The 14,260-nt window shown below is 70.6% G+C and carries 14 protein-coding genes and 1 riboswitch; all 14 genes read right to left on the bottom strand.

What is annotated here, in order from left to right; all coding sequences use genetic code 11:
• Positions 1 to 2 precede the first annotated feature (2 nt).
• On the bottom strand, positions 3 to 1,283 hold the full coding sequence (locus E7Z54_RS24090; RefSeq protein ID WP_240769732.1) for a serine hydrolase domain-containing protein: 1,281 nt from the start codon (positions 1,281 to 1,283) through the stop codon (positions 3 to 5).
• Positions 1,280 to 4,102 (bottom strand): aminomethyl-transferring glycine dehydrogenase, encoded by a 2,823-nt coding sequence (gcvP, locus tag E7Z54_RS16360; RefSeq protein WP_136435494.1) that lies wholly within the window; start codon positions 4,100 to 4,102, stop codon positions 1,280 to 1,282. The genes E7Z54_RS24090 and gcvP overlap by 4 nt, the downstream gene beginning before the upstream one ends.
• 75 nt (positions 4,103 to 4,177) lie before the next feature.
• Positions 4,178 to 4,275: riboswitch (glycine riboswitch) on the bottom strand.
• Between the two features lie 23 nt (positions 4,276 to 4,298).
• Complete coding sequence (locus E7Z54_RS16355; RefSeq protein ID WP_136435492.1) at positions 4,299 to 4,919, bottom strand: MerR family transcriptional regulator; 621 nt, start codon at positions 4,917 to 4,919, stop codon at positions 4,299 to 4,301.
• 112 nt (positions 4,920 to 5,031) lie between these two features.
• Positions 5,032 to 5,505 carry a bifunctional nuclease family protein gene (locus E7Z54_RS16350; protein WP_136435490.1) on the bottom strand — a complete coding sequence of 158 codons (474 nt, stop codon included), beginning with the start codon at positions 5,503 to 5,505 and terminating at the stop codon, positions 5,032 to 5,034.
• A 52-nt stretch (positions 5,506 to 5,557) separates the two neighbouring features.
• Positions 5,558 to 6,292 (bottom strand): transcriptional regulator FtsR, encoded by a 735-nt coding sequence (gene ftsR / locus E7Z54_RS16345; protein ID WP_136435488.1) that lies wholly within the window; start codon positions 6,290 to 6,292, stop codon positions 5,558 to 5,560.
• Between the two features lie 2 nt (positions 6,293 to 6,294).
• On the bottom strand, positions 6,295 to 6,804 hold the full coding sequence (locus tag E7Z54_RS16340) for an FHA domain-containing protein (RefSeq protein WP_136435487.1): 510 nt from the start codon (positions 6,802 to 6,804) through the stop codon (positions 6,295 to 6,297).
• Between the two features lie 65 nt (positions 6,805 to 6,869).
• A complete protein-coding gene (gene gcvH, locus E7Z54_RS16335; RefSeq protein ID WP_136435485.1) occupies positions 6,870 to 7,286 on the bottom strand; it encodes a glycine cleavage system protein GcvH in 417 nt (138 codons plus the stop codon).
• A 26-nt stretch (positions 7,287 to 7,312) separates the two neighbouring features.
• Positions 7,313 to 8,089: a DUF881 domain-containing protein gene (locus tag E7Z54_RS16330; RefSeq protein ID WP_240769731.1), complete on the bottom strand. Its 777-nt coding sequence runs from the start codon at positions 8,087 to 8,089 to the stop codon at positions 7,313 to 7,315.
• Positions 8,082 to 8,414, bottom strand: coding sequence for a small basic family protein (locus E7Z54_RS16325; RefSeq protein ID WP_136435483.1), 333 nt, complete (start codon positions 8,412 to 8,414; stop codon positions 8,082 to 8,084). The genes E7Z54_RS16330 and E7Z54_RS16325 overlap by 8 nt, the downstream gene beginning before the upstream one ends.
• Positions 8,411 to 9,256, bottom strand: coding sequence for a DUF881 domain-containing protein (locus E7Z54_RS16320; protein ID WP_136435481.1), 846 nt, complete (start codon positions 9,254 to 9,256; stop codon positions 8,411 to 8,413). Before E7Z54_RS16320 ends, E7Z54_RS16325 begins: the two co-directional genes overlap by 4 nt.
• Positions 9,249 to 9,872, bottom strand: coding sequence for a CDP-alcohol phosphatidyltransferase family protein (locus tag E7Z54_RS16315; RefSeq protein WP_136435479.1), 624 nt, complete (start codon positions 9,870 to 9,872; stop codon positions 9,249 to 9,251). The genes E7Z54_RS16320 and E7Z54_RS16315 overlap by 8 nt, the downstream gene beginning before the upstream one ends.
• A 36-nt stretch (positions 9,873 to 9,908) precedes the next feature.
• Positions 9,909 to 10,961, bottom strand: coding sequence for a hemolysin family protein (locus E7Z54_RS16310; protein ID WP_136435478.1), 1,053 nt, complete (start codon positions 10,959 to 10,961; stop codon positions 9,909 to 9,911).
• The gene (locus E7Z54_RS16305; RefSeq protein WP_136435476.1) at positions 10,954 to 12,297 is read right to left on the bottom strand and encodes a hemolysin family protein; all 1,344 of its coding nucleotides are present in this window, start codon (positions 12,295 to 12,297) and stop codon (positions 10,954 to 10,956) included. The genes E7Z54_RS16310 and E7Z54_RS16305 overlap by 8 nt, the downstream gene beginning before the upstream one ends.
• A 52-nt stretch (positions 12,298 to 12,349) precedes the next feature.
• On the bottom strand, positions 12,350 to 14,236 hold the full coding sequence (locus E7Z54_RS16300; RefSeq protein WP_136435474.1) for an acetoacetate--CoA ligase: 1,887 nt from the start codon (positions 14,234 to 14,236) through the stop codon (positions 12,350 to 12,352).
• Between the last annotated feature and the right edge of the window lie 24 nt (positions 14,237 to 14,260).

The following is a 14,260-nucleotide window of genomic DNA, read 5'->3' as shown; positions in this document are numbered from 1 at the left end:
CATCATGCTGGATGACCACCCGGGATCGTGACCTCGGGGTCGTAGGGCACGCGGGTGTAGACGAACGACGCACACTCGAGGTGGCTGACCGAGCCGTCCTGCTTGCGGCGCACCTCCAGCGGCTCACCGCGGTGGTAGCCCTCGGTCCCGACGAGCACACCCTCGTCCAGCCCGAAGCGGTACTCCACGTTGCCGGTGCGCAGGTCGCGCACGACGAGCTCGTCACCGCACCACTCGAACCCGAGGGCGGTGTTGCCCCAGAACCACAGCCCGAGGATCGGCGCGATTTCGCGCGGGACCTCGACCGAGGGTCGCCACGGCGCGCACTCCTCGACCGGGTCATCGCCGAGCAGTTCGACCGGGACCAGCTCGGGCCGCAGCCCGGTGGTCGCGTTCGCCAGCACCGCGACGGCGTCGCGCGTCGTGGGGTCCACGAAGAGCGACGCCTGGAAGCCGGGCATCGACCCGGTGTGGCCGACCAGCGTCCGGTCCCGGCCGCGGAGGATGCGCAGACCGAGGCCGTAGCCTTCCGCAGTCGTCGCGGGGCGCGTCATCTCGGCGAGTGTCTCGCGACGGAGCACGTCGCGATGGCCGACGGCGAGGAAGTCCGCCCAGCCGAGCAGGTCGGTCACCGTGCTCCACAGCTGGCCCGCGGGCGCCATGGCGACGGTGTCGGCGTGCGGCTCCGATGTCAGCGTGTGGGCGAAGTGGTCGACGCTCAGGCCGGGGGCGTGGTCGTCCGGGGCGTCGTACGTCGTCGCGGTGAGGCCGAGTGGAGCCAGCAGCCGCTCCTGGACCAGGTCCCACCACAAACGGCCGCGCAGACGCGCCACCGTCTCACCGAGCAGCGCGTAGCCGAGGTTGGAGTAGTGGTAGTACGCGCCGTCGGACGCCACCCGAGCGCAGTGCTGGTTGGCGGCCAGGAGCTCGGCCGTCGCGACGCCCGGCGACCGCTCCCACCACGGTCCCACCGGCTCGCTCCGCAGCCCGGCCGTGTGCGACAGCAGGCCCCGCAGGGTCACGTCGCCGCACCCGGCCTCCGGGACGAACCGACCCACCGGGTCGTCGAGTGACAGCCGCCCCTCGTCCCGAAGCTGCAGGACGAGGACCGCGGTCATGGTCTTGGTGATGGATCCGATCCGGTAGGACGTGTCGGCGCTGATCCCCTCCAGCACCGAGACCGAACCGCGCCAGGCCTCCGCCCCGCCGTACGCCACCGCGGCGGACACGGAGGGCAGCCGGCCGACCGCCTGGACCGACCGGAGCGCGGCGTCGTGCGTCACTCGTCGTAGGCGTCGATCGGCGGGCACGCGCACACCAGGTTGCGGTCGCCGTAGGCCTGGTCGATCCGAGCCACCGGCGGCCAGTACTTGTCCGGGTCGATGCCCGCCGGGAACACCCCGATCTCCCGTGCGTAGGAGCGGTCCCACTCCCCGACCAGGGCCCGGGCGGTGTGCGGGGCGTTGCGGAGCGGCGACTCCTCGACCGTCCACTCCCCCGCCTCGACCCGGTCGATCTCGCCCTTGATCGCGATCATCGCGTCGCAGAAGCGGTCGAGCTCGGCGAGGTCCTCCGACTCCGTCGGCTCGACCATGAGCGTGCCGGCGACCGGGAAGGACATGGTCGGCGCGTGGAAGCCGTAGTCCACCAGTCGCTTGGCGACGTCGTCGACCGAGATGCCCGTCAGCCGGGTGATCTCCCGCACGTCGAGGATGCACTCGTGCGCCACCAGCCCGGTGTCGCCGCGGTAGAGCACCGGGAAGTGGTCGCCGAGGCGCGCCGCCATGTAGTTGGCGGAGAGGACCGCGACCGCCGTCGCCTTGGTCAGGCCCTCGGCGCCCATCATCCGGATGTAGGCCCACGAGATCGGCAGGATGCCCGCCGAGCCGTACGGCGCCGCGCTGATCGCACCGATGCCGTCGCGCCTGTCCGCCACGGGGTGCAGCGGATGCGTCGGGAGGTACGGCGCCAGGTGCTCGCGCACCGCGACCGGACCCACGCCCGGGCCGCCGCCGCCGTGTGGGATGCAGAACGTCTTGTGCAGGTTGAGGTGGGAGACGTCGCCCCCGAAGCGGCCCGGCTTCGCGTAGCCGAGCAGCGCGTTGAAGTTGGCCCCGTCGATGTACACCTGGCCGCCGTGCTCGTGGACGATGTCGCACAGCTCGGTGATGCTCTCCTCGTAGACCCCGTGCGTCGAGGGATAGGTCACCATGATCGCGGCGAGGTCCTCGGCGTGCTCAGCACACTTCTCTCGCAGGTCGTCGAAGTCGACCGTGCCGTCGTCCGCGGCCTTGACCACGACGACCCGCATCCCGGCCATCACCGCGGAGGCGGGGTTGGTGCCGTGCGCGGAGGACGGGATCAGGCAGATGTCGCGCTGTCCCTCGCCGTTGGCGCGGTGGTAGTCGCGGATCGCGAGCATGCCGGCGAACTCCCCCTGCGCACCGGCGTTCGGCTGCACAGAGACCTGGTCGTAGCCGGTCACCTCCGCCAGCCAGCCCTCGAGCTCCTCGATCAGCTGCCGGTAGCCCTCAGCGTCCTCCGCCGGCACGAACGGGTGCAGGTTCGCGAAGCCGGCGAGGGAGATCGGCTCCATCTCGGTGGTCGCGTTCAGCTTCATCGTGCAGGAGCCGAGCGGGATCATGCCGCGGTCCAGCGCGTAGTCGCGGTTGCTGAGCTTGTGCAGGTAGCGCAGCATCGAGGTCTCGTTGTGGTGGGTGTTGAAGACCGGATGGGTGAGGAACTGCGTGGTCCGCGCGAGCGCGGTCGGAAGCGCGGCAACGGGCTCGACCGCCTGCGGCACGACGCCGAACGCCGTGTGCAGCGCGCGCAGCGTCGCGACGCTGGTGGTCTCACCGAACGACAGCCCCACCGTGTCGGCGTCCACGAGCCGCAGGTGCAGGCCCTGGTCGCGTGCCGCCGCCACGATCTCCTCCGCCCGGCCGGGGACCGCGACCTGGAAGGTGTCGAAGAAGGTGTCGGTCTGCACCGCGAACCCGGCGTGGGCGAGGGACGCCGCTGCGCGAGCCGCGAGCTCGTGGATCTCCTGCGCGATCGCCCTCAGCCCGCCGGGACCGTGGTAGACCGCGTACATCCCGGCGGCGACGGCGAGCAGCACCTGTGCGGTGCAGATGTTGGAGGTCGCCCTGTCCCGGCGGATGTGCTGCTCGCGCGTCTGGAGCGCGAGACGGTAGGCCGGTCGGCCCTCGGCGTCGATCGAGACGCCCACCAGGCGACCGGGCAGCTGCCGCTCCAGGCCGTCCCGGACAGCGATGAAGCCCGCATGCGGGCCGCCGTAGAACAGCGGGACGCCGAACCGCTGGGCCGACCCGACGACGACGTCGGCGCCCATCGTGCCGGGTGCCTCCAGCAGGGTCAGCGCGAGCAGGTCCGCGGCCACGACGGCCAGACCGCCGTGTTCGTGCGCGGCCTCGATCAGCGGGCGGATGTCGGCGACCCGGCCGGACGCGCCCGGGTACTGCACGAGCACCCCCGACACCGCGCCCTCGGGAAGGCCGTCGCTCAGGTCGGCGACGACGACCTCGATGCCGAGACCTGCGGCGCGGGTGCGAACCACGTCGATGGTCTGGGGAAGCGCGTCGGCGTCGATGACGAACGGGCCGTTGGCCCCCCGGTTGGCGCGGAACGCCAGCGCGACCGCCTCCGCGGCGGCGGTGCCCTCATCGAGCAGGGAGGAGCCGGCGGTCGTGAGGCCGGTGAGGTCGGCGACCATCGTCTGGAAGTTGATCAGCGCCTCGAGGCGTCCCTGCGAGATCTCGGGCTGGTACGGCGTGTACGCGGTGTACCAGCTCGGATCCTCGAGCACGTTCCGGCGGATCACCGCAGGCGTGACGGTCGCGTGGTAGCCCAGCCCGATCATCGGCTCGCCCGGCACGTTCGTTGCGGCGAGCGCGCGGAGCTCGGCCGCGGCCGCTTCCTCGCTCACCGCGCGCGGCAGGTCGAGGGGGTCGGTGGTGCGGATCGACTTGGGGATCGCGGCGTCCATCAGCTCGTCGAGCGAGGCGTAGCCGAGACGGTCGAGCATCGCCGTCACCTGGGCCTCGTCGGGTCCGATGTGGCGGTTCACGAAGGGTGCGCTCATGTGGTGGGTGGCTCCAGGGATCGCGTGATCGAAGCCTCCCCCTCTGTCAGCGCACCATTGCGCCTCCAGAGTCGCCTGCTCTGCACGGTCCGGGCGCCTGAGAGGTTCCGGGGAGGAATTGCCCCTTCGGCGCCAGCCTCACCGAAGAGACTGGACTCTCCCGCGCAGCATCAGATGGCGGGACCAGACTACAGCGTCAGCTGACGATACGCGCAGCGCGACGCGCGGCGAGCTCGTCGCTCGCCAGCGCCGCCGAGGGGTCGGCCTCGGCCGCGTGCTCGCTCGGCAGCTGGGCGAGGGTGCCCTCGATCTCGCGCCAGACACCACCGATGGCGATGCCGAAGACGCCCTGGCCGCCCTGGAGGAGGTCGATCACCTCGTCGTTGCTGGTGCACTCGTAGACCGAGGCGCCGTCGCTCATCAACGTCACCTGGGTCAGGTCGTCGGTGCCGCGCTCGCGGAGGTGGCTCACGGCCGAGCGGATCTGCTGGAGCGAGATCCCGGCGTCGAGCAGGCGCTTGATGATCTTGAGGATCAGGATGTCGCGGAAGCTGTAGAGCCGCTGCGAACCGGAGCCGCTGGCGCCGCGGACGCTCGGCTCGATCAGGCCGGTGCGGGCCCAGTAGTCGAGCTGGCGGTAGGTGATGCCGGCCGCGTTGCAGGCCGTCGGGCCGCGGTAGCCGAGGTCGCTCGGCAGCGGCGAGACGTCGTCGGTGAAGAGAAGCCCCTGCTCCTCTGCGACAGCCGTGGCCTCAGCCTCGCGGTGGGCCGTCTCCGGCTGCTGCTCGTTCACTGGGTCCTCCACGGGGCGCGACATCGACGGTCGTTCGATAGTTCAAGGTACGGCCGTTGTGAGGGCCGGTCAAAGACATGACCGGGCGTGTCGCCGAAAACCCTCAGCCTCAACTTGAGGTTGAATCCGCTGGCGCTCACCCGGGGGTGGACCCGAAGTCCTCGGGTGAGACGTGGTCGAGGAACTCTCGGAACTTCTCCACCTCGTCCTCCTGCTCGGCGGGGACGGCCAGGCCGGCCTCGTCGAGCACCTCCTCGGCGCAGAAGATCGTGGTGCCGGTGCGCAGCGCGAGCGCGATCGAGTCGGAGGGACGGGCGCTCACCTCCACCCCCGAGTCGAAGACGAGGGTGGCGAAGAAGACCCCGTCGCGCACGTCGGTGATGCGCACCTCGGACAGGTCGTTGCCGGTCGCGGCGAGGATGTCCCTCATCAGGTCGTGGGTCAACGGTCGCGGCGGCACCACGCCCTGCTGGGCGAACGCGATCGCGGTGGCCTCCACGGCGCCGATCCAGATCGGCAGGTAGCGATCACCGGCGACTTCGCGGAGCAGGACGATCGGCTGGTTGGAGGGCATCTCCACCCGGACTCCCATGACATCCACCTCACGCATGCGTCCAGCGTACTTGTGCTGTGAAGGGCGAGGCGGCAGGAGCCGACTGCGGCTAGATCCTCCGCAGGCCGGCCTTCACCAAGGTGGCGTGCAGACGCACCGACAGGGCCGCGATCTCACTGACCGCATCCTCTGCCCGCGCGCTCGCGGCGGCGTCGCGACCCTTGCGCACCGGTGCGACGACCTGGTCGATCAACCCGACCTCGCGGTCGGCGGCTGTGCGGTAGGCGCGGAGGTGGCGCGGCTCGATCCCGAAGTCGGCCAGCTCCTTGGCGGTGCGCGCGATGACTAGGGCGTCGGTGTCGTAGTGGCCGGTCGCGGACGGCGTGATGAGCGCGAATCCCTCGAGCTGTGTGAGCTGCTCCTCGTCGATCCCGGCCACCTTGATCAGCTCCTTGCGGGAGAGCCGCAGCCGGTCGGTACGACGGAACGACTCCGGGGACGGGAGGCCGTCCGCCCCGAGCGCGACCGTCGGCACTGTCGGCACCACGGGCTCGGGGGCCGGCGGCTGGAGGCCACGGTCCATGGCGTCCAGGTGCTCGCCGATCACCTTCAGCGGCAGGTAGTGGTCGCGCTGCATCCGCAGGATGTAACGCAGGCGCTCGATGTCACGCTCGGAGAACTTCCGGTAGCCGGCAGGCGTTCGCTCAGGCTTGATCAGCCCCTCGGACTCCAGGAACCGGATCTTGGGGATCGACACGTCCTCGAAGTCGGTGCGCAGGCGGTCGAGGACCTGCCCGATGTTGAGCAGCTCGTCCCGCGCTCCGCGGGGGACAGCAGCCGGCATCCTCAGGCGCTCTCGTGCCCGGCGAAGAAGACCAGGCGGTACTTGCCCACCTGGACCTCGTCGCTGTCCTTGAGCTGGACCTTCTCGATGCGGTCGCGGTTGACGTAGGTGCCGTTCAGGCTGCCGGCGTCCTCGACCGTGAACGTGCCGCCCTCGCGGCGGAAGACCGCATGCCGTCGCGAGACCGTGACGTCGTCGAGGAAGATGCCGCTGTCCGGGTGACGGCCCGCACTGACCTCGTCGGCGTCGAGCAGGAAGCGGCTGCCCGCGCCGGGCCCCTTCTGCACCACGAGCAGCGCATGACCGACGGGCAGGGCGTCGACCGCCGCGGCGTCAACAGCGCTCAGTGCGCGGTCGGAGGTCTCGACCTTGTCGCTACCACCGAACTGGATGGTGGCAGTGGCGTCGCTGGTCGCCGGCGGCGTGTCCGACCCGACCAGGCGGGTCCCACACTGCGAGCAGAACCGCGCATCATCAGGGTTCTGCTTGCCACAGGCGGTGCAGAACGGCATCTGGGAGCTCCTCGGCGATCGAATCTGTCTGTGTCGAACCTACATGGTCAGCACCACGTGAGGCGTCAACTCTCGAGCTGTGCCTCGTAACCGGCGGCGTCGAGGAGGCCGTCGACCTCGCCCTTGTCTGCAGGCACGACCTCGAAGAGCCAGCCGGCGCCGTACGGGTCGTTGTTGACCAGCTCCGGGGTGGCGTCCAAGGCCTCGTTGATCGCGGTGATCTCGCCGGTCACCGGCGCGTACACGTCGCTGACCGACTTGGTCGACTCGAGCTCGCCGCACGCGGCGCCGGAGGTGACCGTGGCCCCGACCTCGGGGAGCGAGACGTACACGATGTCGCCGAGGGCGTCCTGCGCGTAGTCGGTGATCCCGACGCGGACCGACTCGGGGGTCTCCCCCGGCTCACGCAGCCACTCGTGCTCGACGGTGTACTTCAGGTCCGCAGGGTTCGTCACCGGTTCTCCTCGGGGGGTCGTCGTCATGGTCGCGCAGGCCGGTGGCCAGAAGGCTACTGCCCCTGGTCGGGGACGGCGAAGGAAGGCTCGTCGGTCGTCGTCACAGCCTCGATGTCGATGGAGCGGAGCTCCTGCACCTGGATCTCGGCACCGTCCTGCTCCAGCTGCTGCTTGGGGCCGAGCGCGAAGCTGATCGCCGAGCTCAGGACACCGGGCTCGCCGATCACATCGATGACGTAGGGCGCCTCGACCTGCACCCCGTCGATCGTGAATCCGCCGTCGGTCTCGGCGAACGACGTCTGGGCGACCACCCGGACCGTGCCGTTGATCGCGATCGCCTCGGCGCCGACGGTGCGCAGCTCCTGGACCGTGTCGAGCAGCGACGCCTGGCGGACCCGACCCTCCGACTCGGTGACGGTGATCCGGATACCGGGTCCGGTGACCGGCACCAGGCCGGCGAGGATGCTGAGGTCGTCGACCTCGCCCTGGGCCTGGTCCAGCGCGGTCTGCCGCTTGGTCGTGTCGTCGCGCAGGTCGGCGGCGACCCGCTCGAGGCGATCGATCTCGGACTCGGTGCGCTGGCGGGTGGCGGAGAGCGCACTGAGCAGGTCGACCAGCTCCTGTTGGCGCAGACCTGCGTAGCTGTCGTCAGTGCCGGCGACCCGGACCTGGGTGACGGCCGCGAAGCCGAGCAGTGCCATCAGCATCCCCGCGACGACCTGCTTGCGCGAGGGTCGGAGCATCGCCTGCCGCAGCCGCTGCATCGCCGCCACCTGGCCCTCGTCCACCTGGCCCTCGCCCACCTGGCCCACCTGGTCCTCCTCAGGCATGGAACAGGTGCCTTCGGATGGCCGCGACGTTGGTGAAGATCCGGATCCCGAGCACCACGATCACGCCCGTGGAGAGCTGGCCACCGACGCCGAGCCGGTCGCCCAGGTAGACGATGCCCGCAGCGATCACCACGTTGCTGAGGAAGGAGACGACGAAGACCTTGTCGTCGAAGATGCCGTCGAGGTAGGCGCGCAATGCTCCGAACACCGCGTCGAGGGCGGCCACCACGGCGATCGGCAGGTAGTACTCCAGGCCGAGCGGCACGTCGGGCTGGAAGATGAACCCCAGCACGATGCCGATGACAAGACCGAGCACAGCGATCACGGCGTGCCACCTCCCTGGTTCTTCCGGATGTCCTGGTCGTACCGCGCCGACCGTAGCTCCCGCAGCTTCCCGGGACCTGCAGGCAACCGGATGTCGGTCACGTTGTCGATGTCGTACCGGAAGCCGTACTGGCTGGCCAGGGACACGAAGGCCAGGCCGCTCGGCGTCTCGAGGAGGTCTGCGGCGAGGGTCCTCGGGTTCCCGATCGCCGTCACGGTGTAGGGCGGGGCGATGCCGATGCTGTTGACCTCGATCGCGAGGCCCGAGTTGCGGATGGCCGACATCGACGTGAGCCGCTGGCCGTTGATCGCGATCGCCTCCGCCCCGGCGGCCCAGAGTCCGTCGACGAGGAGGGCGAGGTCGGAATCCCGCAGCTGCGCGTTGGGGTCGGCGAACTCTGCGTTGTCGAGCGAGATCCGGACCCCGTCACCGGTCACGCGGGTGAACCCGGTCAGTGCGCCGAGCTGGGCCCGGCGGGCCTGCACGGCGCTGTAGCGCTCCCCCAGCCGGCGTACCTCGTTCTGCGCCGTGGTGTTGTCCTCGCGCAGGCGTGCGACCTCGTCCTGGAGGCCGGCCACCATCGCACGACGCGCCCCGATCCGGTCGATCAGGCTGGCCCGACTGGCGTCTTCGGTGTCGGCGTTGCGCGAGGTCTGCACCGCAGCGACCGTCACCAGCATCGCGAAGGCCGCGACGACGAGCACGACCGCGGTCCGCGAGCTGGCACGCGTGTGCTCGTCAGGGCCCTTGCGCGACGCGGCGACCTGGTAGTCGCGGTCGAGCGCCTCGGCGGTGATCAGGGCGAGCAGCGGGGTCCGGGACCGGTCCAGGTTGTCATTCATCGCGCACCACCGGCGGGGACCGTCGCTCCGTCGTCGCCAGCAGCTTGCGGACCTGCCAGGCGTAGAGGACCCCCGCCCACCAGTACAGCCCGATGCCCCACAGCGCGAACGCCCAGCCGAAGACCTGCGCCAGGGTTGCGACGACCCCCTCGCCGTCGCCGAGGAGCAGCAGCGGGAAGGCGTAGAGGAGGTTGAACGTCGCCGCCTTGCCGAGGAAGTGCACCGGGAGCGCGCTGTAGCCACGGGTCCGCAGCAGGGGCACCAGCCCCCACAGCAGCAGGTCGCGCAGCGGCAGGCACAGGGCCACCCACCACGGGATGATGTCGCGCATCGCGAGCCCGACGACGACGGCCAGGATGTAGAGCCGGTCGGCGACCGGGTCGAGGAGCTGCCCGAGCACCGACTGCTGGTTGAGCTTGCGCGCGAGCCACCCGTCGAGGAAGTCGGTGATGCCCGACAGCATGAGAACCACCAGCGCCCACACGTCGGCCTCGGGCCCGAGCACCAGCCACAGGAACAGCGGGACGCCGAGCAGTCGCAGGCCGCTGAGCAGGTTGGGAACGGTCAGCACGCGACTCTCAGCCGAGCGATCCTCGCGCGTCCGCCGTCCAGCCACGGATGACACCCTAGTTGGCACCTGCGCCGTCCTTCGTCAGGCCTGCTCCTCCGAATGCGCGGCGTCGCGGATCTCGCCCACCAGCTCCTCGATGACGTCCTCGAGCGCGGCCACACCGAGCGTCGCGCCGTCCCCGTCGACGACGCGCGCCATGTGGGCCCCGCGGCGCTGGAGGACCTCGAGCGCCTCGTGCAGCAGCATGTCCTCGGTCACCGTCGCGAACGGCCGGATCCAGCGGTCGGCGACCGGTCGCATCCGGCGTTCCTCGTCCGGCTCGAGCACGTCCTTGATGTGGAGGTAGCCGAGCAGCTCGTCGCCGGCGTCGGAGACCACCGGGAACCGACTGAATCCGGTCGCCGCGCACAGCGCCTCCACGTCGGCGCCGGTCGAGCCGCGAACGATCGTGGCCAGGGTCTGGGGCCGCATCATCACCGACCCGACCGTCTTCTCCGTGAAGCCGAGCGCACCGGAGAGCCGGCCGTACTCCTCCTCGGCGATCAGGCCCTCCCCGTGTGACTCCTCCACGAGCGCGGCGACCTCCTCGCGGGTGAAAGTGCTGGAGACCTCGTCCTTCGGCTCGATCCGGATCATGCGGAGGATGCCGTTCGCCATCATGTTGATGCCGACGATGATCGGGCGCAGGACGGTGACGATGCCGTAGAGCGGTGGGCCGAGGAGCAGCGCCGCGCGGTCGGGTCCGGCGATAGCGATGTTCTTGGGCACCATCTCCCCGAGCACCACGTGGAGGAACACCACGATCGACATCGCGATCACGAACGCGACCGGGTGCAGCCACTGGTCGGGAACGTGCAGGGCATGGAAGCCGGGCTCGATCAGGTGGGCCAACGCCGGTTCGCCGACCGCACCGAGGCCGAGGGAGCAGACCGTGATGCCGAGCTGGGCGCCGGCCATCATGAGGGAGACGTGCTCCATCGCGTTCAGCGTGGTGCGCGCGATCCGGGATCCCGCCTGCGCGCGCGGCTCGATCTGGCTGCGTCGAGCGGAGATCAGCGCGAACTCGGCGCCCACGAAGAACGCGTTGGCGAGCAGCAGGAAGGCCGCCAGGAGCAGGCTGGTGAGGTCACCCATCGGTCCGCGGCACCTCCTCCACGCGCAGGGAGATCCGGTCGATGCGGAGACCGTCCATGTACTCGACGGTCAGCACCGCACGTCGCTGGACCTCGTCCTCGTCCTCCCCGGCGAGTGGCACCACGGCCTCGTCGCCCGCCGAGGGGATCTTCCCGAGCAGCTGGAGCACGAGCCCGGCCACCGTGTCGTAGTCCTCGCCCTCGGGGAGGGCCACGCCTGTGAGGTCCTCGACCTCGTCCGGCCTGAGCAGCCCGGAGAGCGACCAGCTGCCGTCGCGGCGGAGCCGTCCGCGGTTGCCCAGACGGTCGTGCTCGTCGGCGATGTCACCGACGATCTCCTCGATGACGTCCTCCAGCGTCACGATGCCGGCGTGGTCGCCGTACTCGTCCAGCACGATGGCCAGCTGGAACCCGTCAGCGCGCAGCAGCGCGAGCAGGGGGTCGAGGCGAAGCGTGTCGGGGACGACGATCGGGCGCACCATGAGGTGCTTGACCCGGGTCGTCGCACGTTCGTGGAGAGGCAGCGCGACGGCGTTCTTGACGTGGACGGTGCCCACCACGGCGTCGGTCTCGTCGAGCACCGGGAAGCGCGACATGCCGGTCTCCCGCGCGAGCGCGATGATCGCACTGGCTCGGTCGTTCACGTCGAGGGTCCGGGTGCGCACGCGGGGAGTCATGATCTCCCCGGCCGTCCGGGTGCCGAACTCCACCGAGCGCTCCATCAGCTCCGCGGTGTCGGCGTCGAGGGTCCCCTCGTGCGCCGAGCGCTGGATGAGGGACGCCAGCTCCGTGGAGCTGCGTGCCGACCGGAGCTCCTCCTGCGGCTCGACGCCCAGCCGGCGGACGATCGCGTTGGCACTGCCGTTGAGGACCCGGATGGGAAGCCGGCATGCGGCAGTGAAGGCCCGCATCGGGCCCTGGGTGATCCGTGCGGTCGCCAGCGGCAGCGCGATCGCCACGTTCTTCGGGACCAGCTCGCCGATGAGCATGGTGAGCAGGGTGCTGAGCACCAGCCCGGTCGTCACCGCGACCGGCGTGACCGCTCCCTCGGGCAGCCCGGTCCCGCGTAGGGGTTCCCGGAGCAGCGCGGCGATCGCCGGCTCCGCGAGGAATCCGATGCCGAGGTTGGTGATCGTGATCCCCACCTGGGCGCCGGACAGCTGGGTCGACAGCGAGCGCAGCGCCTTCTGGAGCCCTTCGGCGGCGGCGTCACCTCCGGCCGCTGCCCGATCGACCTGGCCACGGTCGACGGTGACGAACGCGAACTCGGCGGCGACGAACAAGCCACAGGCGATGACCAGCAGGATGGCGATTCCCAGCAACAGCCAGGGGGTCATCGAGGTCCTTCAAGGAGCGGGGCAGGGGTGCGGTTCACTCTAGCGCCGCAGGTCAGCCCTTCCGCGCGCGGCCGACCTCCGCGTACCAGTCGATCAGCTCCGGGGCGTCCACGCTGCCGGGATCGAAGGCACCGCCGAGGTCCTTGCCGGCAAGCACCTTCTTGACCGGGACCTCCAGCTTCTTGCCCGTGCGGGTATGCGGGATGCCGGGCGCCTGGATGACCGCATCCGGCACATGACGCGGCGAGGCGTGGGTCCGGATCGCGACCTTGATCCGCTGCTCCAGGTCGGCGTCCAGATCCACGCCGTCGGACAGGACGACGAACAGCGGCATCCAGTAGCCGCCGTCGGCCTCCTCCAGGCCGATCACCAGGGCCTCTCGAACCTCCGGCAGCGCCTCGACGGGTTCGTAGATGTCGGCGCTGCCCATCCGGATGCCGTTGCGGTTCAGCGTGGCGTCGGACCGACCGTGGATGACCACCGAGCCGTGGTCGGTGATCGTGATCCAGTCGCCGTGTCTCCAGACGCCGGGATAGGTGTCGAAGTACGCCTCGTGGTAGCGGCTGCCGTCCTCGTCGTCCCAGAAGAACAGCGGCATCGACGGCATCGGTCGGGTCACCACCAGCTCGCCGACCTCGCCGCGGACCGACTTGCCCCCGGGATCGAAGGCATCCAGCGCCACGCCGAGGCAGGGCCGGGACAGCTCGCCCGGCCAGACCGGCAGGGTCGGCACCGGGCCGACGAAGGCGCTGACCACGTCGGTGCCGCCGCTGATCGAGCAGATCTGGACGTCCGGGCCCAGCTCGGCCTGGAGCCCCTCATGGCTGGTCGCAGGGAAGGCCGAGCCGGAGATGCCGATCCGCCGCAGCCGCGGCAGCTCGTGGTCGGCCGGGCCGACGCCTGCCTTCTGGCAGGCCGCCACGTAGCCGGGGCTCATGCCGAGAACCGTCACGTCGTGCTCCGCGGCCAGTGCCCACAGGCCGTCGGTCGCCGGCACCGCCGGGCTGCCGTCGTAGGCGACGACCGAGGCGCCGGTCAGCAGCCCGCCGACCACGAAGTTCCACATCATCCAGGAGGGGGTGGTGTACCAGAACAGCCTCTCCCCGGGACCCATGTCGAAGTGCAGAGCGGCCACCTTGGCCTGCTCCAGCATCGCCCCGCCATGACCGTGGACGATGCCCTTGGGCTTCCCGGTGGTGCCGGAGGAGAACAGCACCCATAGCGGATGGTCGAACGGCAGCTCGACCGGTGCGAGCTCCGCTGTCGCGGACACTGCCTCGGTCCACGTCGGTGTGCCGACCTCGAGCGTCGCGCGCAGGCTCGGCAGCGCGGCCTTCAGCTCGGCGACGACCTCGGTCCGATCGTGCGTCCTCCCGCCGTGGACGTACGACGACGCGTGCACCATCAGGACCGGCTCGAGCTGCTCGAAGCGGGCCTGCGCGGCAGAGGCGGCGTAGTCCATCCCGCAGACCGACCAGATCGCACCGATGCTGGCCGCCGCCAGGAGAGCGACGATCGTGTCCGGCGTGTTCGGGAGGTAGCCGACCACCCGGTCGCCCTCCGCCACCCCGAGCGCCCGGTAGGTCGCCGCGAGCGACGCCACCTGGGCTCGCAGCTCGCCCCAGGTGACCTCGCGGGTCTGCGACGGATCCTCGACCACCCCGACCACCGCGACGTCGTCTGCAGGCCGGTCGCGGAAGATCGCCGCCGTGTAGTTGACCCTCGCCTCCGGGAACCACACCGCCCCGGGCATCCGCTCCTCGGCGAGCGCCGGTCCCGGAAGCGGGGATCCGACCTGCGCGGCGACGCACCTCCAGAACGTGTCGAGGTCCTGGACGGACCAGGCCCACAGCTCGTCGTACTGCTCGGGCGTGGACGCACCGCGAACGCGGCCCGAGGCGGCCGATGCGACCTTCGCGAACTCCTCGATTCGGCTCATGCGGGCAGCCTAGTGAAGAAGGTC

The sequence above is a fragment of the Nocardioides sp. genome (assembly GCF_004803405.1).
GTDB lineage: Bacteria > Actinomycetota > Actinomycetes > Propionibacteriales > Nocardioidaceae > Nocardioides > Nocardioides vastitatis.
The sequence above is the reverse complement of the archived record's forward strand: the minus strand, read 5'-3'. Positions and strand labels throughout refer to the sequence as shown.